Annotated in this window: 20 protein-coding genes; 10 read left to right on the forward strand and 10 right to left on the reverse strand. The window is 40.2% G+C overall.

Annotated elements, in window-relative coordinates; translation table 11 throughout:
- Nucleotides 1-2: 2 nt before the first annotated feature.
- Nucleotides 3-761 (reverse strand): hypothetical protein, encoded by a 759-nt coding sequence (locus ABGT15_RS09975; RefSeq protein WP_367231280.1) that lies wholly within the window; start codon nucleotides 759-761, stop codon nucleotides 3-5.
- A 318-nt stretch (nucleotides 762-1,079) separates the two neighbouring features.
- Here ABGT15_RS09975 and hemH point away from each other — a divergent pair, with 318 nt between their 5' ends.
- The 7 genes from hemH (at nucleotide 1,080) to ABGT15_RS10010 (ending at nucleotide 7,472) form a co-directional block, all read left to right on the forward strand.
- Complete coding sequence (gene hemH / locus ABGT15_RS09980; RefSeq protein WP_367231281.1) at nucleotides 1,080-2,096, forward strand: ferrochelatase; 1,017 nt, start codon at nucleotides 1,080-1,082, stop codon at nucleotides 2,094-2,096.
- A gap of 3 nt (nucleotides 2,097-2,099) precedes the next feature.
- Nucleotides 2,100-2,657, forward strand: a complete 558-nt coding sequence (locus ABGT15_RS09985) for a CopD family protein (RefSeq protein ID WP_367231282.1) — start codon at nucleotides 2,100-2,102, stop codon at nucleotides 2,655-2,657.
- Nucleotides 2,658-4,130: a sensor histidine kinase gene (locus ABGT15_RS09990; RefSeq protein WP_437125361.1), complete on the forward strand. Its 1,473-nt coding sequence runs from the start codon at nucleotides 2,658-2,660 to the stop codon at nucleotides 4,128-4,130.
- Between the two features lie 8 nt (nucleotides 4,131-4,138).
- Nucleotides 4,139-4,921 carry an enoyl-CoA hydratase/isomerase family protein gene (locus tag ABGT15_RS09995; protein ID WP_367231283.1) on the forward strand — a complete coding sequence of 261 codons (783 nt, stop codon included), beginning with the start codon at nucleotides 4,139-4,141 and terminating at the stop codon, nucleotides 4,919-4,921.
- Nucleotides 4,922-4,990: 69 nt separating this feature from the next.
- A complete protein-coding gene (gene gdhA / locus ABGT15_RS10000; protein WP_367231284.1) occupies nucleotides 4,991-6,337 on the forward strand; it encodes an NADP-specific glutamate dehydrogenase in 1,347 nt (448 codons plus the stop codon).
- Nucleotides 6,338-6,596: 259 nt separating this feature from the next.
- Nucleotides 6,597-7,049, forward strand: coding sequence for a bacteriocin fulvocin C-related protein (locus ABGT15_RS10005; protein WP_367231635.1), 453 nt, complete (start codon nucleotides 6,597-6,599; stop codon nucleotides 7,047-7,049).
- 99 nt (nucleotides 7,050-7,148) lie between these two features.
- The gene (locus ABGT15_RS10010) at nucleotides 7,149-7,472 is read left to right on the forward strand and encodes a DUF1573 domain-containing protein (protein ID WP_367231285.1); all 324 of its coding nucleotides are present in this window, start codon (nucleotides 7,149-7,151) and stop codon (nucleotides 7,470-7,472) included.
- A 55-nt stretch (nucleotides 7,473-7,527) separates the two neighbouring features.
- Here the strand turns inward: ABGT15_RS10010 and ABGT15_RS10015 are convergent, their stop codons facing one another.
- The 7 genes from ABGT15_RS10015 to ABGT15_RS10045 form a co-directional block, all read right to left on the reverse strand.
- Nucleotides 7,528-8,172 (reverse strand): HD domain-containing protein, encoded by a 645-nt coding sequence (locus tag ABGT15_RS10015; RefSeq protein WP_367231286.1) that lies wholly within the window; start codon nucleotides 8,170-8,172, stop codon nucleotides 7,528-7,530.
- On the reverse strand, nucleotides 8,169-9,140 hold the full coding sequence (locus tag ABGT15_RS10020) for a polysaccharide deacetylase family protein (protein ID WP_367231287.1): 972 nt from the start codon (nucleotides 9,138-9,140) through the stop codon (nucleotides 8,169-8,171). Before ABGT15_RS10020 ends, ABGT15_RS10015 begins: the two co-directional genes overlap by 4 nt.
- Nucleotides 9,141-9,199: 59 nt before the next feature.
- Complete coding sequence (locus ABGT15_RS10025) at nucleotides 9,200-10,198, reverse strand: acyl-ACP desaturase (protein ID WP_367231288.1); 999 nt, start codon at nucleotides 10,196-10,198, stop codon at nucleotides 9,200-9,202.
- Nucleotides 10,199-10,203: 5 nt separating this feature from the next.
- Complete coding sequence (locus ABGT15_RS10030) at nucleotides 10,204-10,938, reverse strand: lysophospholipid acyltransferase family protein (protein ID WP_367231289.1); 735 nt, start codon at nucleotides 10,936-10,938, stop codon at nucleotides 10,204-10,206.
- 88 nt (nucleotides 10,939-11,026) lie between these two features.
- The gene (locus tag ABGT15_RS10035) at nucleotides 11,027-11,437 is read right to left on the reverse strand and encodes a BrxA/BrxB family bacilliredoxin (RefSeq protein ID WP_367231290.1); all 411 of its coding nucleotides are present in this window, start codon (nucleotides 11,435-11,437) and stop codon (nucleotides 11,027-11,029) included.
- Nucleotides 11,438-11,506: 69 nt separating this feature from the next.
- The gene (locus ABGT15_RS10040; RefSeq protein ID WP_367231291.1) at nucleotides 11,507-11,977 is read right to left on the reverse strand and encodes a thioredoxin family protein; all 471 of its coding nucleotides are present in this window, start codon (nucleotides 11,975-11,977) and stop codon (nucleotides 11,507-11,509) included.
- The gene (locus tag ABGT15_RS10045) at nucleotides 11,977-14,247 is read right to left on the reverse strand and encodes a TonB-dependent receptor (protein WP_367231292.1); all 2,271 of its coding nucleotides are present in this window, start codon (nucleotides 14,245-14,247) and stop codon (nucleotides 11,977-11,979) included. The genes ABGT15_RS10040 and ABGT15_RS10045 overlap by 1 nt, the downstream gene beginning before the upstream one ends.
- Before the next feature lie 100 nt (nucleotides 14,248-14,347).
- On the opposite strand from ABGT15_RS10045, the gene ABGT15_RS10050 reads away from it, so the two are divergent.
- The 3 genes from ABGT15_RS10050 to ABGT15_RS10060 are packed head-to-tail and all read left to right on the forward strand — an operon-like array spanning nucleotide 14,348 to nucleotide 17,290.
- The gene (locus ABGT15_RS10050) at nucleotides 14,348-15,004 is read left to right on the forward strand and encodes a metal-dependent transcriptional regulator (protein WP_367231293.1); all 657 of its coding nucleotides are present in this window, start codon (nucleotides 14,348-14,350) and stop codon (nucleotides 15,002-15,004) included.
- 2 nt (nucleotides 15,005-15,006) lie between these two features.
- Nucleotides 15,007-16,890: an Nramp family divalent metal transporter gene (locus ABGT15_RS10055; protein ID WP_367231294.1), complete on the forward strand. Its 1,884-nt coding sequence runs from the start codon at nucleotides 15,007-15,009 to the stop codon at nucleotides 16,888-16,890.
- Nucleotides 16,891-16,894: 4 nt separating this feature from the next.
- Nucleotides 16,895-17,290 carry a hypothetical protein gene (locus ABGT15_RS10060; RefSeq protein ID WP_367231295.1) on the forward strand — a complete coding sequence of 132 codons (396 nt, stop codon included), beginning with the start codon at nucleotides 16,895-16,897 and terminating at the stop codon, nucleotides 17,288-17,290.
- 127 nt (nucleotides 17,291-17,417) lie between these two features.
- Here the strand turns inward: ABGT15_RS10060 and feoB are convergent, their stop codons facing one another.
- Together feoB and ABGT15_RS10070 are read right to left on the reverse strand one after the other, a co-directional pair.
- Nucleotides 17,418-19,520, reverse strand: a complete 2,103-nt coding sequence (gene feoB, locus ABGT15_RS10065; protein WP_367231296.1) for a ferrous iron transport protein B — start codon at nucleotides 19,518-19,520, stop codon at nucleotides 17,418-17,420.
- Complete coding sequence (locus ABGT15_RS10070) at nucleotides 19,517-19,759, reverse strand: FeoA family protein (protein WP_367231297.1); 243 nt, start codon at nucleotides 19,757-19,759, stop codon at nucleotides 19,517-19,519. Before ABGT15_RS10070 ends, feoB begins: the two co-directional genes overlap by 4 nt.
- Nucleotides 19,760-19,820: the final 61 nt, after the last annotated feature.

The following is a 19,820-nucleotide window of genomic DNA, read 5'->3' on the forward strand; positions in this document are numbered from 1 at the left end:
TTTTAATATAAACGTAAGAATATGGCATCTGGTCCTCCGGCAAATCGTATATGGGTGTTACGGTTTGCTGTACCAGAACTTATGGTTCCGTAAAAGCGAAGCGTATGGGTTCCCGGAGTTAACGGAATATACGTGGTGCCACTATTGTAAATGAATCCGGTAGCGGCATCTGGAGCCGGCATCGGGCTTACAGCAGCGTCATTTCGGTTAAAATAACATCTGGAACTCGGCGCATATCGTCTTGTGGTAGCCGTTAGGGTTGGTGTGTCGATAGTGAAGAAATTAGTGATGTTTCTGGCGTACGGATCTTGAATAATATTATAAGAACTGTTCGAAAAGACTTCAATACTAATAGAGTATTTCACTTCTAATATTGTATTGCGGGCTACGGTAAAAGGGAAAGAAGTAATTTCTACCACTTCATAGCCGTCATTGGGTGATTGAGCAGTTGTAATTGTTACTGTTCCGTTAATAGCAGCAGTAGAAGTGTATGCGTCACCTCCGTCACTATTGTTGTACGCTGAAGTTTTAAGGGTAAAGTCACCGTTGGAATCAACATATAAAGGGTAGGTTTTGTCAACACCGCCACCATTGTATAGGTTGTTAGGAGAATTCAAGCCGTCAACTCGTATAGTGCCTGTTGGAGAAGCCAGGTGAAGTTTTTGTTGTGGGTTGGTTGTGCCTATACCGACACCATTTACCTGAGCGAAAAGACAGGTGCTAAGCAACGTAAAAAAAGTCAAAATGTAATTTTTCATCATAGAATCCTTCATTTATATGGTTTTACAACATTTTCCGTTTGTAGATGCAAAAAAAATAACATGGTTGCGTCATTAATTTGTTAAATTTTAAAAAAAACAATCTGTAAAGCGATGACAGTTAATTTTTTATCGATTATAACCTACATTTTATCTAATTTACAAAAAAAAGTAACAAAAAAAATTTTTTAGGTAAAAAAAAATGCTTATTGTAAGAAAAGACATTTTTTATTGAGATTTTATCGATTAAAGTCTTAAAAAATAACAAATATCTCGATTCTTACTTTTGTGAATTAATCTTATCTTTGAAAAAAATACAAAATGAAAGGAGTTTTATTGGTAAATCTGGGTTCTCCAGATAGTCCGGAACCTAAAGATGTTAAACCATATTTGGATGAATTCTTAATGGACAAATACGTGATTGATGTGCCTTATTTGTTACGCGCATTTCTGGTTCGCGGTATTATTTTAAGAAAACGACCAGAGAATTCGTCCAATGCTTATAAAAGAATATGGACAGATGAAGGTTCGCCTTTAATTGTAATTTCCAATAAAACGCATAAGAAAGTTCAGGAAAGGGTTCAGGTACCTGTTGCCTTGTCTATGCGATATGGGAAGCCAAATATTTTAAGCGGATTGCAGGAATTACATAATAAAGGCGTAACGGAAGTATTGTTATTCCCATTATATCCTCAATATGCGATGGCTTCTACGAAGACAATACTTGTTTTGGCTGAGGAATTACGGAAAAAACATTTTCCTCACATGAAGTTTACCGTTATTCAGTCTTTTTACAACAAGAAAGATTACATTCAAAATCTAGCAGACTCTATAAAAAAACATTTAGAAGGCTTTGAATACGACCATTTATTGTTTTCCTATCACGGCATTCCGGAACGGCATATTCGAAAAGTAGATCCTACGAAGTCGCACTGTAAGATAGACGACAATTGTTGTTCTGTAGCGTCACCCGCACAGGAATTCTGTTACCGTCATCAATGTACGGAAACAACACGTCAGGTGGTTGAAATTTTAGGATTGCCGAAAGAAAAATACAGTCAGACGTATCAGTCCCGATTGGCAGGTGATAAATGGTTAGAACCGTACACCGATATTGAAATCAATAAAATGCCAGGGAAAGGCATTAAAAAATTAGCAGTAGTAACGCCCGCTTTCGTAGCCGATTGTTTGGAAACATTGGAAGAGATTGCAATGGAGGCCAACCATCAGTTCAAAGAACATGGTGGTGATGACTTTAAATTCATACCGTGTCTTAACGATGACGATGCCTGGATGGATACGATGGCCAATTGGATCAATGATTGGTCAAAAAACTAGTGTATGGATGAGTACTATAACTATATAAAGTCGCTGCATTTAATTTTTGTAATCACTTGGTTCGCAGGACTTTTTTATATTGTACGCCTTTTTGTGTATCATGCCGAAGCGAAGGCCAAACCTGAACCCGAACAAAGCATATTGGTCAAGCAATACCAATTAATGTCCTATCGCCTATGGTATATTATTACGTGGCCTTCGGCAATATTGGCGAGTATTTTTGCCTTTTGGATGCTTTTCGGGACCACTTTGGGCAGCGCCTGGCTGAAAATGCCTTGGATGCATGTGAAACTTGGATTTGTTTTCTTACTATATTTATACCATCTGAAATGCCATCAGATTTTTTTACAGTTACAGCAAGATGAAGTAAAACATTCTTCCTCCTTTTTCCGTTTGTGGAATGAAGGTGCGACAATCATTCTCTTTGCCGTGGTTTTTCTGGTTATATTGAAAGATGCCTTCAACTGGATATATGGAGTAATCGGAATATTTTTGTTTTCCGTCCTTTTGATGTTAGGGTATAAATTCTATAAAAAAATAAGAGAAAAAAATCAGTCGTAAATGACGCAAAACTTTAAAATAACGCAGTTATCCCTTCGCTTACGAATTTTTCTTTCGATGATACTGCTTACTTTGATTGCGTCGGTACTGATTGCTGCGGTTTCCATTTATCAGTTTAAGAAAGAAGCCCGGGATTACCATCAGGACCGTCTGGAACGCAAGGAGGATGCGATTACCGAACACATCAATTACATCCTTTCCACCACAACCTATCCGCTAACTACCGAAAACCTTCCGTTAATATTTAAGGATAAAATTTACGAGCTGGCCAACATTCACAGTTTGGAAATCAACATTTATAATCTGAATGGAAAATTGCTTATTTCTTCCAAAGGAGCTTTTTCCGTAGACAAGGCTGCGAAACCGATTCAGCCGATTATTCTGAAAATCATCCAGTCCTCTACAAGCAAACGCTTCGTGGATTTGCAGATGATTAACGGGCAGAAATACCGCTCGTCCTATAGCTATCTGAAAGACACTAAATTTAAACCCTTAGGGATTTTAAATCTTCCGTATGTGGAAGAAACTACTTTTTATCAGAACGAACTTCGCAATTTCCTGATGCGATTTGGTCAGGTTTACCTTTTTATGTTACTCATTTCGTTCGTGATTGCGTATTTCCTTTCCAGTTATATTACCAAATCCCTGCAAACCATCAGTGATAAAATCCGGGAAACCCAACTGAACAAAAAAAACGAGAAAATACAGTTGGACGCCAGCAGTTTCGAAATTCAATCGTTGGTGGATGCCTACAACGGAATGGTTGATAAGCTGGAAGAAAGTGCGGTGTTGCTGGCACAAAGCGAAAGAGAAGAGGCCTGGCGCGAAATGGCTAAACAAGTTGCCCATGAAATTAAAAACCCGCTTACGCCGATGCGTTTGACGGTACAGAGTTTTCAGCGAAAATTCGATCCGAACGATCCGAATGTGCAACAGAAAATGAGCGATTATTCCAAAACGCTGATTCAGCAGATTGATACCATGAGTTCAGTGGCTTCTGCGTTTTCCAATTTTGCCTCACTGCCGGCACAACAGAACGAAACCCTTAATATAGTGGATGTGGTTAAACTGGCACTCGAAATTTTTAACGAACCGTATGTGCAGTTTTTGGCCGAAGAAGCAGAAATTATTACCAAGATCGACCGAACCCAACTGATTCGGATTATTACCAATTTAGTTAAGAATGCCATTCAGGCCTTAGCAGAGGAACATACGCATCCCCTGGTTTTTGTACGGGTAATCCGGGAAAATGAAACCGCAAAAATTGTGGTAAAAGACAACGGAAAAGGCATCAGTATTGAAAATAAAAATCGTATTTTCGAACCTAAATTCACCACCAAAACCAGTGGCATGGGATTGGGATTGGGAATTATCAAGAACATCGTCGAGAGTTATCACGGCACTATAGATTTTGAAAGTGAATTGGGTGTGGGAACTGAATTTACAGTAACACTGCCCATTATTAATACCTAAATAGAAGTATGAATTACGAAAACATTTTAGTTGAAAAAGAAAACGGAATTTCCGTAATAACAATCAATCGTCCAACCAAGCTGAACGCGTTGAACAAAGCAACCATTGAGGAGCTGCACAATGCTTTTGAAGCTGAAAATAACGACAAAAGCACCAAAGTGATTATCATTACCGGCAGCGGAGAAAAAGCCTTTGTGGCCGGCGCAGATATCTCAGAATTTGCCAATTTTTCGGTAGATCAGGGAGCAGAATTGGCGGCGAAAGGACAGGAGTTATTGTTTGATTTCGTTCAGAACTTATCCACGCCGGTAATTGCCGCAGTAAACGGATTTGCTTTGGGTGGCGGTTTAGAACTGGCCATGGCAGCACATTTCCGAGTGGCCTCCGAAAATGCTAAAATGGGCTTACCAGAAGTGACTTTGGGAGTTATTCCAGGTTATGGCGGAACACAGCGTTTGCCACAATTGATCGGTAAAGGACGTGCCATGGAAATGATTATGACCGCCGGGATGATCGATGCGAAAACGGCACTGAACTACGGTTTGGTCAATCATGTGGTGACACAGGAGGAATTGCTGAATTTTGCCAAAGATATTGCCGCTAAAATCACAAAAAATTCAAGTGTGGCCATAGCCAAAGCGATTAAAGTCATCAACGACAATTATGTGGACGGTGTAAACGGCTTCCAATCGGAAATTAAAGCTTTCGGAGAATCTTTCGGAACAGCCGATTTCAAAGAAGGTACCACTGCCTTTCTGGAAAAAAGAAAAGCAGTATTCCCTGGAGAATAATTTTAAAGCGAGCCTTTTGGGTTCGCTTTTTTTGTATTTTTAACAGTAAACACACTAAACCTTTATAAAATGACACACCCGAAAATTAATACTTTTCTTCAGTTTGTTGAAAAGAAAAATCCTAATGAGCCGGAATTTTTACAAGCGGTAAGAGAAGTGGCTGAAACCGTAATCCCTTTTATTGAGGTTAACGAAAAGTACAAAGATAAAATGTTGCTGGAGCGCATGGCTGAGCCGGAGCGTGTGGTCATGTTCCGCGTGGCCTGGATTGATGATAAAGGACAAACCCAATTAAACCGTGGGTACCGTATTCAGATGAATTCTGCAATCGGGCCATATAAGGGAGGGTTGCGTTTTCACCCGTCTGTAAATTTGAGCATCCTTAAATTTCTGGCCTTCGAACAAGTATTTAAAAACAGTCTGACCACGTTGCCTATGGGCGGAGGGAAAGGAGGTTCCGATTTCGATCCCAAAGGAAAATCGGATACGGAAATCATGCGTTTTTGCCAGGCCTTCATGACCGAATTAGCGCGTCACATAGGTAACGATACGGATGTACCGGCTGGGGATATTGGTGTAGGTGGAAGAGAAGTGGGTTATCTGTTCGGACAATATAAAAAACTGCGTAACGAATTTACCGGGGTTTTAACCGGTAAAGGGATCACTTTTGGAGGTTCGTTAATCCGTCCGGAAGCGACTGGATACGGCGATGTGTATTTTGCACAAAGTATGTTGGCTACCCGAGGCGAGAGTTTTTCTGGGAAAACGGTAGTAGTTTCCGGTTCAGGAAATGTAGCGCAGTATGCCATTGAAAAAGCTACGCAATTGGGGGGAAAAGTGGTTACCGCTTCCGATTCTTCAGGTTACATTTATGATGCGGCTGGTATCGATGCAGAAAAATTAGCGTACATCATGGAAATCAAAAACGTGAACTACGGCAGAATCAGTGATTATGTGTCGAAATACCCAAATGCACAATATGTGGCGGGAGAAAAACCCTGGGGTGTGAAATGTGATATCGCCTTACCCTGTGCGACACAGAATGAGTTGGATGGGAATGATGCTAAGCAATTAGTGGATAACGGTTGTTTTTGTGTAGCCGAAGGAGCGAATATGCCTTGTACGCCGGAAGCCGTTGAGGTTTTCCATGCTAAAAAGATACTATTTGCACCCGGAAAAGCTTCGAATGCTGGTGGTGTGGCAACTTCCGGTTTGGAGATGTCGCAGAATTCCCTGCGTTTGAGCTGGACTTCCGAAGAGGTAGACGAACGCTTAAAACGCATCATGCACGACATCCACGAAGCCTGTGTGAAATATGGTGCGGATGGCAGTGGTTACATCGACTATGTAAAAGGTGCGAATATCGCCGGTTTTGTTAAAGTGGCCGATGCGATGTTGGCGCAGGGTGTGGTGTAGTAGATTTACAGTTACAGGTCGCAGTTTGTAGTCTTCGGATTGAAACTGCGACTTTTTTTGTAAAAAAAGAATCACAAAATTTCTTGATTCGTTTTTTTTTCTTTGAAAGAAATTTAAACGGTTAAGAAATGATTTTGTTGAAAAAAGTTAGTTTACTGATTTTGTCAGTTATTTTGTTTCTTTTGAAAAGGAGGGTTTTAGTTCAGAAGATGTTCGGAAAATTGAAGCTGTAAAAAGCCTAAAGGGAGAGAGTTAGAAAATTGCATTCGCAATGTTGTCAAAGGAAAACAAGTTTTTTATTTGGAAAACTAAATTAAACTCTTTAAAAAACTCTCCAAATTTAAATGCTTCTCAGAAAGAATTTGTTCAAGAATTGATAAGTACCTTAAAAATAGAATATTTTGAAGAAAATGTATTAGTAAATCACCCACATTATTATAATGTTTATCTGAAAGAAATGAAGAGGATTGGTAATGTATTGTTTACCAGTGATCAAATGTTTCTATATTTTTCAAAAATCGAAGATGTAGCCGCAAGATTGCCTGAAAGTGGAGGTGATGGTGGAGGTGAGTTGAAAAGTTGCAATTGTAGTTCCAGTGATGATTGGTGTGTTGGTAGTGCTACTTGTTTTGTGTGGTCATGTGAAAGACATACTGGGTGTGGTTGGTGGCTTAAGCAAGAATGTAACGGATTGTGTGCAACAAACAATTAAAAGAAAGAATTATGAAGAATATATATAAAATCTTAACGGGTTTATTAGTGGTTATAATAGCTATGTTCTATTATTTCAAACGAGATGAGGTAGAATAATTTGCTTGATCCGAGTAATACAACCATTGAGGTTAATAAGGCACATTATAGTTTTGGAAGTATGAAATTAGGAGATACTTTAGTGCATACTTATTTTGTTAAGAATACTACCAATGATGATTTGATCATTAAAAATGTTCAATCCAATTGTGGTTGTACGGTTGCTGATTTTACTAAAACACCTGTAAAAGAGGGAGATAGTGCAAGGGTTAATATTCGGTTTATTCCAAATAAGATTGGAAAAACAAGGAAAGATGTACTTTTGGAAGCTAATATAGCTCCCCCTTTTACTGTTTTGAGTATAAGTGGAGAGGTTGTTAAATAGTAAAAAGGGATTAGTTGGTTAACTAGTCCTTTTTTATACCATCATTTTGAACAGACTACTTATCCCCCTCCCACTCCGCATAAAACTGCGCCAAAAAACCTTCCATATAAACATGGCGCTGTTCGGCAATTTGCTTACCGGTTTCGGTATTCATCTTGTCTTTCAGCAGCAATAGTTTTTCGTAGAAATGGTTTAAAGTTGGGGCTTCACTGTTTTTATAGTCTTCCTTGCTCATGTTGAGGTTCGGCTGAATCGCAGGATTGTACAACGGTCGGTTTTTAAAGCCGCCGTAGTTAAAGGTACGTGCAATTCCAATGGCGCCCAAGGCATCCAAACGATCGGCGTCCTGAACAATATCCAATTCTTTTGAAGAAAATTTCTTTTCAAAATTTCCACCTTTAAACGAAATGTTTTCGATAATGGCAATGACATGAAGAATGGTCTCTTCCGGAACATTTTGGCTTTCCAAAAAAGCACGCGCCGTTGTCGGGCCAATTTGTTCGTCACCATTATGAAACTTACTGTCGGCGATGTCGTGAAGCAAAGTCCCTAGTTTTATTACAGTCAAATCGCAGTCCTCACGCTGTGCAATTAAAAGGGCGTTTTTGTACACGCGTTCAATATGAAACCAATCGTGTCCGCCTTCCGCGTTTTCAAGCTGTTGTTTTACGAATAGGATGGTGTTGTCAATTAAAGTCATTGCTTGTTTTCTTTCAAAATAGTGTTGTATAGATTTTCTATTGCTTCGGTATTGGGCTCTGCCTTCATTAGTGAGGTTCGTTCTTTTGCATTGTCCATCCATCGGTACACCCAAGAGATTCCCCATTTTTTGGTATAATAATCCTTCTGTTGGTAAACCTTGTCTTTTAAGGCTTTTTTCAAGCTGATGAATTTGTAGTTTTTCAAGCGTAAAGCCTCAAGAATGGAGGGTAAATATACAGCGTTTAAAATGTTGTCATGGCACATGTAAATCTGGCGGATATCACGACCATATTTTTCTTGGGACAGTTTTTCAACATACTCGAAATACGCTAAGGTTATAGCCACATATGCCTGCCCTGTTTCCTGAGCTTTTTGACGTTCGTTTTGGCTGAGGTAATACTCGTACACATAATTATACATCCAATCGATGCTTTCGATGGTGAAGGGAGTAAGCTGATAGTTGTTCTGCTTCAGGAAGTCTTTTATAGCTTGATGTTGAAGGCTGTCCTTCCCCAAATCGTTATAGGGAAAACGGAAATACTTTAAGTTTTTTCCGTTCTTACGGGCCAATCCTCTAGAAATGATTTCGCCTTTTTTAACATCCGCGGTAAAAGCGTCAAATCCAACGTCCGAATACCGTAAATGACTGAAAGTGTGATTTCCCAACGTAACATAGTTTCGGTTTGCCCAATTGTCCAAATGGTTTCTTCGGATGAGGGAATCTTCCTGAAACAGTTTTCCTTCGTTGATAAAAATGCCCACCGGAATTTTTAAAGAATCCAAAGTGTTTAAGAGGACAGGTTCGCCTTTGTCTTTGATGAAAAACGTCTTGTTCGGGACATCGTCAACGGTGATGGCAACCCGTAACTGACCTTTTGTAATTAGGGAAGCACAAAGGAAAAGTATTGAAAAAAGAAGTCGTTTTGCCGTTAAATTCATCGGATTTGCTTTCGATAGGTTGGTCATCAGATTAAAAAATCCTTTCGTTTCGGAAAGGATTTATTTATTTTTCTTTTTTTAAAAAACTATTTCACCAATGCAGGCTGTACCCACTTGAATATTTTTTCTTCGGACGGCACAACCATACGTTCGGCAATTCGGGTCATACGGGCCGGCAATTTTAATAAATAATCACGGGCTTTTTCGGCTTCATCCGTTAGGTTGGTGATCTTGTCGATTTCCCATTTCGCATTTAGTTTTTCAAGGATGTCCACATAATCCATAGCCGTATAAACACCGATGCGTTGTGCGGATTCTGAGAATTTCTCAAATGCCGTTCCGATACTTTCGCCCGATTCACGGATCAAATGTGCCGGCATGGTAATTTTTTGTTTCATCATGTATTGGAAGGCCAGCATCATTTCGCTCGGATCGACTTTAAAGATGCGGTCTACAAATTCCGAATAAGCATGATGGTGACGCATTTCATCACCAGCAATCAATTTACAGATTTTCGACAATTTATGATCGCCGAATTTTTTTGCCAGCTGTGCCACACGGTTGTGGGAAATATAGGTGGCCAATTCCTGAAAACTCGTAAATACGAAATTCTTATACGGATCACGGTCGGTTCCCGGATCGAAACCGTCGTTGATTAAATGCTGGGTGGTAATTTCCATTTCACGCATGTTCACACGCCCGGATAAGTATAAATATTTGTTTAAAAGATCACCATGGCGGTTTTCTTCGCCGGTCCAGTGGCGTAACCATTTGGCCCAGCCGTTGTCGCCGCCTTCTCCTTTTTGTCTAACACCTTCTACGTCCATTAGCCAGGTTTCGTAGGTGGGTAGCGCTTCTTCGGTAATGGTATCGCCTACCAAAACTACCCAAAAATCATAAGGTAAATCTTTGGCAATTTCGCGCAATTCGGTTACGTCTTCCAAAAAGGTTTCTTTTTCGGAATTGGGTAACAAATCGCTCGGCTGCCATATTTTTTCGACAGGAATCAGATAGTTTTCTACGAAACTGTCGATGTTTTTTTCTAAAAACTGCATCACTTCCAGACGCACATTTTGTATTGACATAATCTTTAATTTTTTATTCCTTGTACTACTGCATTTTCCGTTTTCGCCATCAATTCTGGGAATGAAAAATCTTTAATTGCTATAGGTTCGTGAATGGTGAATTGTAATCGGTTGCCTAAGCCCATCGGGAATTGGCCGTAACGAACCATTTTCCATGAGTTGTTTATCGATATCGGAACCACATAGGCAGAAGGCGCATATTTGCATAAAATCTTCAGGCCGTTTTCCGAGAAACGTTTCGGTACACCGTTCCTGCTTCGTGTTCCTTCCGGAAATATTACAGCAGAACGCCTGTGCTTTTCTATATATTCGCCTAAACCTTTAATAACCGGTAAGGCTTGTTTCGGATCTTTTCTGTCTATTAGAACGGAACCACCGTGACGTAAATTGTAGGATACGCTCGGAATTCCTTGACCTAATTCTTTCTTACTTACAAATTTAGGGTGAAATTTTCGCAAATACCAGATAATCCCAACAATATCATATAAACTCTGGTGGTTGGCTACGAAAATAATCGGAACGTTTTCAGGAATGCGGTTTACATTTTGAAAATGATACGTCGTTCCTAAAAGATTGGTGCATTTGGTGAGAAAAAAATTAAGGTAATCCACACTTTTTTTATGCGAAGTGTAGCCAAACAGGTTAAAACATATCCACTGAATCGGATGAAACACTATAAGGCACAATGCAAAGGCCGAATAGAATACGATAGAGATGGGATACGAGATAATTTTTTGCATTTTTATCAAATAATAGGCAAATATAAGGCTATAAAATAAAAAACCACCAAGAAAATGGTGGTTTTATAGTATGCTAGCATAGTATTAATTAGCAAAATTCGTTATAAGCATCTTTCAGATTTTCAGCGATTAATTCGGCTGGACGACCTTCAATATGATGACGCTCTAACATGTGTACTAATTCCCCATTTTTGAACAAAGCCATACTAGGCGATGAAGGAGGGAAAGGGAACATGTGTTGACGGGCAGCATCCACAGCGTCTTTATCCACACCGGCAAAAACTGTTACTAAGTTATCCGGTTTTTTACCGCCTTCTAAACTCATTTTTGCTCCCGGACGAGCATTACGCGCCGCACAACCGCAAACCGAGTTAACGACTACCAAAGTAGTACCTTCTTTTGCCAACGCTGCTTCAACAGCATCAGCACTATATAATTCCTGAAAACCGGCATCTGACAACTCAGCACGCATCGGTTTTACCATTTCTTCTGGATACATAAATTTATGATTCTTAGTTATTGTGTTGCAAATTTACAAAGTAAAATCGGAATTTCTGTTAGAATGTTGTTAACGAATATCTGTAGCTTCCTTTAAGAGGGTAATCATGGTTTTGGCGTCGGTAAATTCACTAATCTGCAACACGATACTGTTATTTTTGTCCAAGATGGAAAACGTAGGATAGGTTATGCTTCCATCTACGGTAGCGAGTTCTTCTGCCAGTTCGTGTACGCCGGTATTTTGTCCTTTGGGCTTGAACTTAAAGGTTTTGCTTTTAAAGGTGATAGGCGTTTTTTGTTCGGCATCTAGAGCAACAAAATAGAAATTATCGTTTAACAGTTGCACCACTTCGGGGTTTTTAAACGTCGAATTTTCCATCATTTTGCAGTATTTGCACCACGAGGTGTGTATAAAAACAAAAATCGGTTTTGGGTCGGACTGCTCCAGTTTTTCAGCCTGGGCGAAGGTATAGGTTTTCAGTTGCGCAAATCCGGAGAAGGTGCAAAAGAAAAGGAACGCTATTAAAAGTTTTGTCTTCATTATTTCAAGGTATAGCGAATACCGAAAAAGCTTCGAATGCCCTGATTCGGCCCATACACATAGCCAGGATCAAAGGTCAGCGCATACGGATTGTGGTAGGGACTGTTGGGATCATCTACAGCTATAACGCTACCGTCAGGGTTATATTGTACATTTTCATCGAAAGGATCGTTGGCACGTGCAATGATAAACGGGTTTCCTTTATTTGGTGTCCAATTTAATAAATTTTTAATTCCTCCGTAAAATTCAAAGTTTTTTATCTTGTTAAAAGTCAACTGAATGTTCTGAATGCTCCAGGTTGGGGAATAGTCTTTTCTCGGGTCCGTTTCGCCAAGGGTAGGCAATCGCATCGGACCGTACACATTTCCGGTGTAATCAATGTCCAGAAACCATTTTTTGATACGGTAAGAAATCGCCCAGGTACCAGTGAATTTTTCGGTAAGCATTTGACGGGTTCGCTCCCCGTTTTCGGTTTTGGCTACATCCATAAATGTTCCGCCGATGATTATTTTCAGGCCATTTTGGAAAACGGCATCGGCATTCAGGCTGACACCTTGGGTAACCGAATAACCGTCAAGGTTTTTGTAAATAATTTTGTTAGGATCGGTATCGTAATCCGGAATGATGGAATTCGTAAAATAGGTGTACCAGGCCGTCGCTTCCAGACCAATATAATCGCCATTACTGGTGTAAAATTTCTTTAAAAAATTCAGATTGGCATTGTAGGATTGTTCCGGATCGAGATCTTCCAAAACTTCAACTTTTCGAGATCCCGTCAGCGCGGCATGTTCCTCCGTAAAAAGGTTTACTACCCTAAAGCCTGTGCCGGCATTAAAACGGAAAATAGATGTGTCGTTAATTTTCCATTTGTGCGCCAATCTGGGGGTAAATATATTACCATGACGGTTGTTGTAATCGTATCGCATACCCAAAAGCAGGCTGTGTTTTTCCGTCAGGCGGATTTCGTCCTGCGCAAACAAACTGGGAATCCAGCTTTTGTCCGCATCAGCAGTTGCCGGTGTATTGTCGTTGTAAAACTGATAGCGGACGGCAGTACCGAAAAGAAAATCATGACGGTTTATTTTTTTGTCCCATGTCAATTGACCAAATCCGATTTTTTGTTGGGCCAGATACGGGGTGTTTCCGTACACAGAATTTTGATCGTGGTCGGTATAAGAAAACGTAAAAAGCATTTTCTCAGCAACCGGAAGCTCGTAGGACCCTAAGATTTCGTAGCGTTTGGTGTAGATGCTTTCTCCATATACTTCACTGCCGCCACGGTATTTTTTCTCCCATTGCATTTCACCGCCCCAACGGTCTTCGTAGAAAAAACGTCCGGCCATGGAAAACAGTTTGTTGCTTTTGCGGTTGAAATTCCATTTCTGGAAGACCGAGATGCGATCCTGTAACGTTACATCGGTAAAATTATCATGGTTGTTGTCAATTGGATTGCTGTAATTAAAATAATTAACCCCAGTCAGCAAGGAAGCAAATTGACCTAGGTTAGCTTTGAATCCTAAATCGGTATTCACTTCACCCCAACTGTTGCTGAAAACATCGGCAGAAAACAACGGGGCACTTTTCGGGTTTTTGGTGATGATGTTGATCAAACCGCCTACCGCTTCACTACCGTACAAGGAAGAAGCCGGACCTTTTACCACTTCTATTCTTTCCAAAAGCGAATTTGGAATTCCCGATAAGCCGTACACCGTCGATAATCCACTAACAATGGGCATCCCGTCGATTAATACCAAAGTGTACGGACCTTCCAGACCGTTAATGTGAATGTCTCCGGTATTGCAAATGTTGCAGTTCAACTGAGGACGAACCCCGTTTACATTTTGCAGCGCCTCAAAAATATTGGCTGTCGGGTTTTTTTTGAAGAAGGTCGGTTTGTATACTTCCACCGGAACTGGGCTTTCCAATCGGCTTACCGCTTTTAAGGTTCCGGTTATCACTATTTCGTCCAGGTTGTTGTCGGCTTTTAAATCGAAATCCAAAACCGTTTCCGTGGAGTCGTTTACCGTGATTTTTTTTTGTTGGCTTTTATAACCGGCATAGGATACTTTTATCTGATAGTCGCCTTTGCTAATATCGTTGAAGGTGTAATTGCCAAGGCTGTCGGCAACGGTTCCTGTTTTGGTTTTCAGTAAAGAAATGGTTGCGTACTCCAGCGGTGATCCTTCCGCAGTGATTTTTCCTTTAATGGTGGTTTGAGCCAAAAAAGGGGTAGCAAAGCAAAGGAGCAGGATCGTAATTAGATTTTTCACAATTATATTTTAGCTGTTATTGAAATAAAAATTTAGGCAAATCTAAAAAATTATTTTCAATCAAAAAAATTTGTATTTTTGGAAACGTAAAAAATTCATAATGACGTATTCGGAAGAAAATTATCTGAAAGCAATTTATCATCTCTCCCTGTCGCAGAAGCAAGGGGTAAGTACCAATGCCATAGCAGCATTAATTGAAAGTAAGGCATCGTCGGTGACCGATATGATCAAAAAATTAGCCGATAAGGAACTGGTTATTTACCAGAAGTATCAAGGGGTGATGCTTACCGACAAAGGCTTAATGGCAGCAAAAATGATTGTCCGAAAACACCGCTTATGGGAAGTTTTTTTAGTCGAAAAATTAGATTTTGCCTGGGACGAGGTGCATGATGTAGCCGAAGAACTCGAGCATATTAAATCGGAAAAACTCATTAACAAACTGGATGCCTTTTTGGGTTTTCCAACCGAAGATCCGCACGGCGACCCGATTCCGGATAAAAACGGAAACATCATCAAAGTGGAAAAACAACTGCTTTCGGAAATGGAAATCGGACAAACCGGAATCTGTGTAGGCGTTAAAGATTCGTCCTCTTCTTTTTTACAATATTTAGACAAACAACAAATTGCATTGGGTTCCAAAATAAAAGTGATGGCAAAAGAAAGTTTTGATATGTCGCTCACGATTGAAGTAAACGGAAAAACAATGATCATTTCCAATAAAATAGCCGGCAATTTGTTTGCTAAAACCGTTTTATAACTATGGCTTCAAAAAAAACCAACTCGTTAGAAGAAGTACACCAGTCGGTGGCGATTACGCAGAACACAACGGTCTGGAAGCGTATCTTAGCGTTCTTCGGACCGGCTTATATGGTGAGCGTGGGCTATATGGATCCCGGAAACTGGGCTACCGATTTGGCAGGAGGGAGTCAGTTTGGCTACACGCTAATATGGGTGTTGTTAATGTCCAACATCATGGCTTTACTGTTACAGAGTTTGAGCGCGCGTTTGGGAATTGTCCGTCAGCGTGATTTGGCTCAGGCGTCCCGGGATACTTATTCGCGACCGGTAAACTTTGTGCTGTACTTTTTAGCTGAAATTGCCATTGCCGCTTGTGATTTGGCCGAAGTGTTAGGGATGGCAATCGGTTTGCAACTCCTCTTCGACATTCCATTATTGTGGGGAGTAACCATTACAATGCTGGACACTTTTTTGTTACTTTTTCTGTTGAACAAAGGCATTAAGAAAATGGAAGCTTTCATCATCGCCTTAATTGCGATTATTGGCTTTTCGTTTTTAGTGGAAATGTTTTTAGCCAAACCTGATATGGCTCAGATTGCCACAGGACTTATTCCGTCAATCCCTAACAGTACGGCACTTTATATTGCCATCGGGATTATCGGCGCAACGGTGATGCCACACAATTTATACCTGCATTCCTCTTTGGTGCAAACCCGAAAATTTGACCGTTCCGAAAAAGGTATCAAACAGGCCATTCGGTATAATTTCTTCGATTCGTTAATCGCTTTAAACTTAGCCTTTTTTGTAAATGCAGCGATTTTGATTTTAGCCGCTGCAACCTTCTACAAAAACGGTATGTTTGAAGTGGCAGAGATACAGGATGCACACCGTTTACTGGCACCGCTTTTAGGAACGAAATGGGCCTCGATATTGTTCGCCTTGGCGTTGTTGGCGGCAGGACAAAGTTCCACCATTACCGGAACACTGGCAGGTCAGATTGTAATGGAAGGCTATCTGAATTTGAGAATCCAGCCTTGGGTGCGCCGCATTATTACCCGTTTAATTGCTATTGTACCGGCGTTTATCACCATTGTTTATTTTGGAGAAGAAGCTACGGGAAAATTGCTAATTTTAAGTCAGGTAATTTTGAGTTTGCAATTAGGGTTTGCCATTATTCCACTAATTCACTTTGTGAGCGACAATACGAAAATGAAAGGATTTGCCATTGGAAAATATACGAGAATTGCGTCTTGGCTGATTGCGTTAGTGATTGTTTCGCTGAATGCCCGTTTGGTTTTTGATGAAATCAAAGGATGGATTGAAACTTCTGAAAACCCGATTTATATCTGGATTTTTGTGGTTCCTTTGGCGGTTGCGGCTGTGCTTTTGCTGTTGTACATCATCGTTAAACCGTTTCTGGAAAAAACCATGGCGCATCCTACTTTGGTGCCTCATATTAAGAAAGTTGTGGTTAGGGAAGCCGAAAAACCAATTGTCTATTCCAATATTGCCGTTGCACTTGATTTCTCTACTACCGATGAAAAGAGTATCGAGAGCGCTTTGCAATTAGGGGGCAAAGAAGCCAATTACACGATTATTCACGTGGTGGAAACCGTAGGCGCAATGGTTTACGGTGATGAAATTGAAGATTTTGAAACCTCCAGTGATTCCAATTACCTGCAAGATTACAAAAAGGCATTGGAGGCGAAAGGGTATAAAGTTGCCATTAAACTCGACTTTGGAAGTCCGAAGAAAAGTATCGCGAAAATTGTAAATGAAGGCAATTTTGACATTTTGATTTTAGGGGCACACGGGCACCATTGGTTTAAAGATTTGCTTTTTGGTACGACTGTTGATGCGGTTCGTCACAGCATAAGCATCCCTTTGCTGATCATTAAAAACTAAGAAGATGAAAAAGATATTTGCCGTTATGATCTTTGCTTTTTTAATGAGCCATTGTGCTTCTTTGCCTGAAAGTTTGAATGAAATTAACCAGAAGTTGGATTCAAAAGCGGTTGAGGAAATTGTACTGGTTAAAGTTATCGATGATTCGCGTTGTCCGGAAGGCGTGCAATGTGTCTGGGCAGGGGAGGTAACCGTTGAAGTGGCAGCCTATAAAAACAAAAAACTGGTGGAACAAACCCAATTCACTTTGAATAAAGATCATATCGAGGAAATGAAATACTGGCTTATCAAGTATCTGCCTAAAAGAAGTGAAACCTTAAAAAATATCAGTGTTTTACCTTATCCGAAAGAAGGCATGGTGATCCTACCTCAGGATTATAAAATAGTACTGGAATACTAACTGCAGCCACAGCCGCCGTTACCACAGTTGTTGTCTTTTTTCTTTTTTCCGAAAAACTTTTTCCACAAAAAAGCCAAGGCAATGCCCAGAAGTAAATAAGCGATTATTTCCTGAAAACTAATCATCTCTATTTCAGAATTTGGAAAACTATTAAACAAACCGTGTACGCCAAACCACTCATAAAAGCGAGCTGAATCATCGGCCATTTCCAGGAGTTGGTTTCTTTTTTGGTGATGGCCAGCGTTGAAATACACTGCATCGCAAAAGCGTAAAACAACAACAAAGAGGTGCCAGTAGCAAAGTTAAAAATTTTCTGTCCGGTAACCGGATGTACTTCGGCGGCCATTTTGTGCTTGATGGTACTTTCTTCTTCAGCATGACTTCCCACACTGTAGATGGTTGCCAATGTGCCCACAAAAACCTCACGTGCTGCAAAAGAACTTACCACGGCAATTCCTATTTTCCAATCGTAACCCAAAGGTCTGATTACCGGTTCAATCGTTTTTCCGACAATGCCAATATAGGAGTTTTCTAATTTGTAAGAAGCAACTAAATCGTCTTTTTCTCCCGAAATTTCTTTGTTTTGAAGTTGTGTCGTTACAATTTTTTCAGCATTGTGAAAAGTGTCGTTGGGGCCGTGTGAACCCAAAAACCATAAAATTACCGATAAGGCTAAAATAATTTTTCCGGCCCCAAATACAAATGATTTGGTTTTTTCCACCACATTAATTCCGACATTTTTAAACATCGGCACTTTGTAACTTGGCATTTCCACCACAAAATAGGAACGGGATTTTATATCCAGTACTTTATTTAAAATATAGGCAGATAAAATGGCCATTCCGAAACCGAGCATGTACAAAAACATTAGCGTTAAGCCTTGCAGGTTGAAGATGCCCAAGATTCTTTTATCAGGGATAATCAGCGAAATTAAAATCGCATACACCGGTAAACGCGCGGAACACGTAGTAAAAGGCGTTACCAAAATTGTAATCAAGCGTTCTTTCCAGTTTTCAATGTTTCGGGCAGCCATGATCGCTGGAATAGCACAAGCAGTACCTGAAATTAAAGGCACGACACTCTTGCCGCTCAGTCCGAAACGGCGCATGATTTTGTCCATCAAAAAGACCACACGGCTCATATAGCCACTCTCTTCCAATACGGAAATGAACAGGAACAAAAAGGCAATCTGAGGAATGAAAATGATAATACCGCCTAATCCTGGGATGATACCTTCGGCTATCAGATCGGTTAGAACTCCGGCAGGCAAATGGGTCTTTGCATAGGAGCTTAACGCAGCGAAACTGCTGTCGATAAAATCCATCGGGATGCTTGACCAGTCAAAAATCGATTGAAAAATCAGCATTAAAATTCCGAAGAAAATAAGGTAACCGTATACTTTATGCGTCAAAATCCGGTCTAATTTTTCACGGATGTCGGTTGCTTTTTCTTTGTCGACTTTATACCCGATTTTTAAAGTATCGTTGATGAATTGGTAACGTTTGATAGTTTCTTTTTGCTGCAAACGTTTTAAATCGGCCTTGGGTTTGGCAAAGGAATTTTCCTCGATATGCTTACGGTGTAAATTGGAAAAATTCACATCCTGTGTAATCACCAGCCATAACTTGTACAGTAACTGATTCGGAAAGGCACGGCGCAGACTGTTAAAATAATCCGGATCGATACTTGAGGCATTCAAGCAAGGTTCCGTTGGTAATTCTTTATGATTGATGATGAGTTTTTTTAACTCGGCAATTCCGGATTTTTTTCGGGAGCTTACTAAAGCAATTTTGGTTTTTAGTTGTTCTTCCAGAAAAGGAATATCAAGTGTAATCCCTTTGGCTTCCATGCGGTCGCTCATGTTGATGACCAAAATCGTCGGAATCTCCAAATCCTTGATTTGCGTGAACAACAGTAAATTTCGTTTCAGATTTTCCACTTCTGATACCACCACAGCCACATCCGGAAAATCTTTATCGTTTTTGTTCATCAACAGTTCAATGACGACACTTTCGTCCATCGAGCTGGCGTTTAAGCTGTAAGTTCCGGGTAAATCGAGTATGGTTGCCTTGGTGTATTCGGATAATTTAGCAAAGCCGACTTTCTTCTCTACGGTAATTCCGGGATAATTCCCTACCTGTTGGTTCAATCCGGTCAGTTCGTTAAAAACAGACGTTTTTCCCACGTTGGGATTTCCGATCAGGGCAACTTTTATGGTATTGTGCATCATAAATGGTTTTCTTTTATGATGGAGATGGTAATTTCTTTAGCGGTTTCCAATCGAATGGCCACATGACTGTCGTTTACGGTAATATACAAAGGGTCGCCAAAGGGAGCCACCTGAAGCAGTTCTACTTCGTTTCCGGGTAAGCAGCCCATTTCCAGTAACTTTAACGGAATCAAATCAACGTTAAAATCCTCGATAATGGCTTTTTGTCCGCGTTGTAATTGTGCTAACGTAAGAGTCAAATTTTATTTAGATTGAATTTAGATTGCAAAGCTAAGCATTATTCTTCTTGAAAAGATGACA

The sequence above is a fragment of the Flavobacterium enshiense genome (assembly GCF_040750275.1).
In the GTDB taxonomy this organism is placed as follows: domain Bacteria; phylum Bacteroidota; class Bacteroidia; order Flavobacteriales; family Flavobacteriaceae; genus Flavobacterium; species Flavobacterium enshiense_B.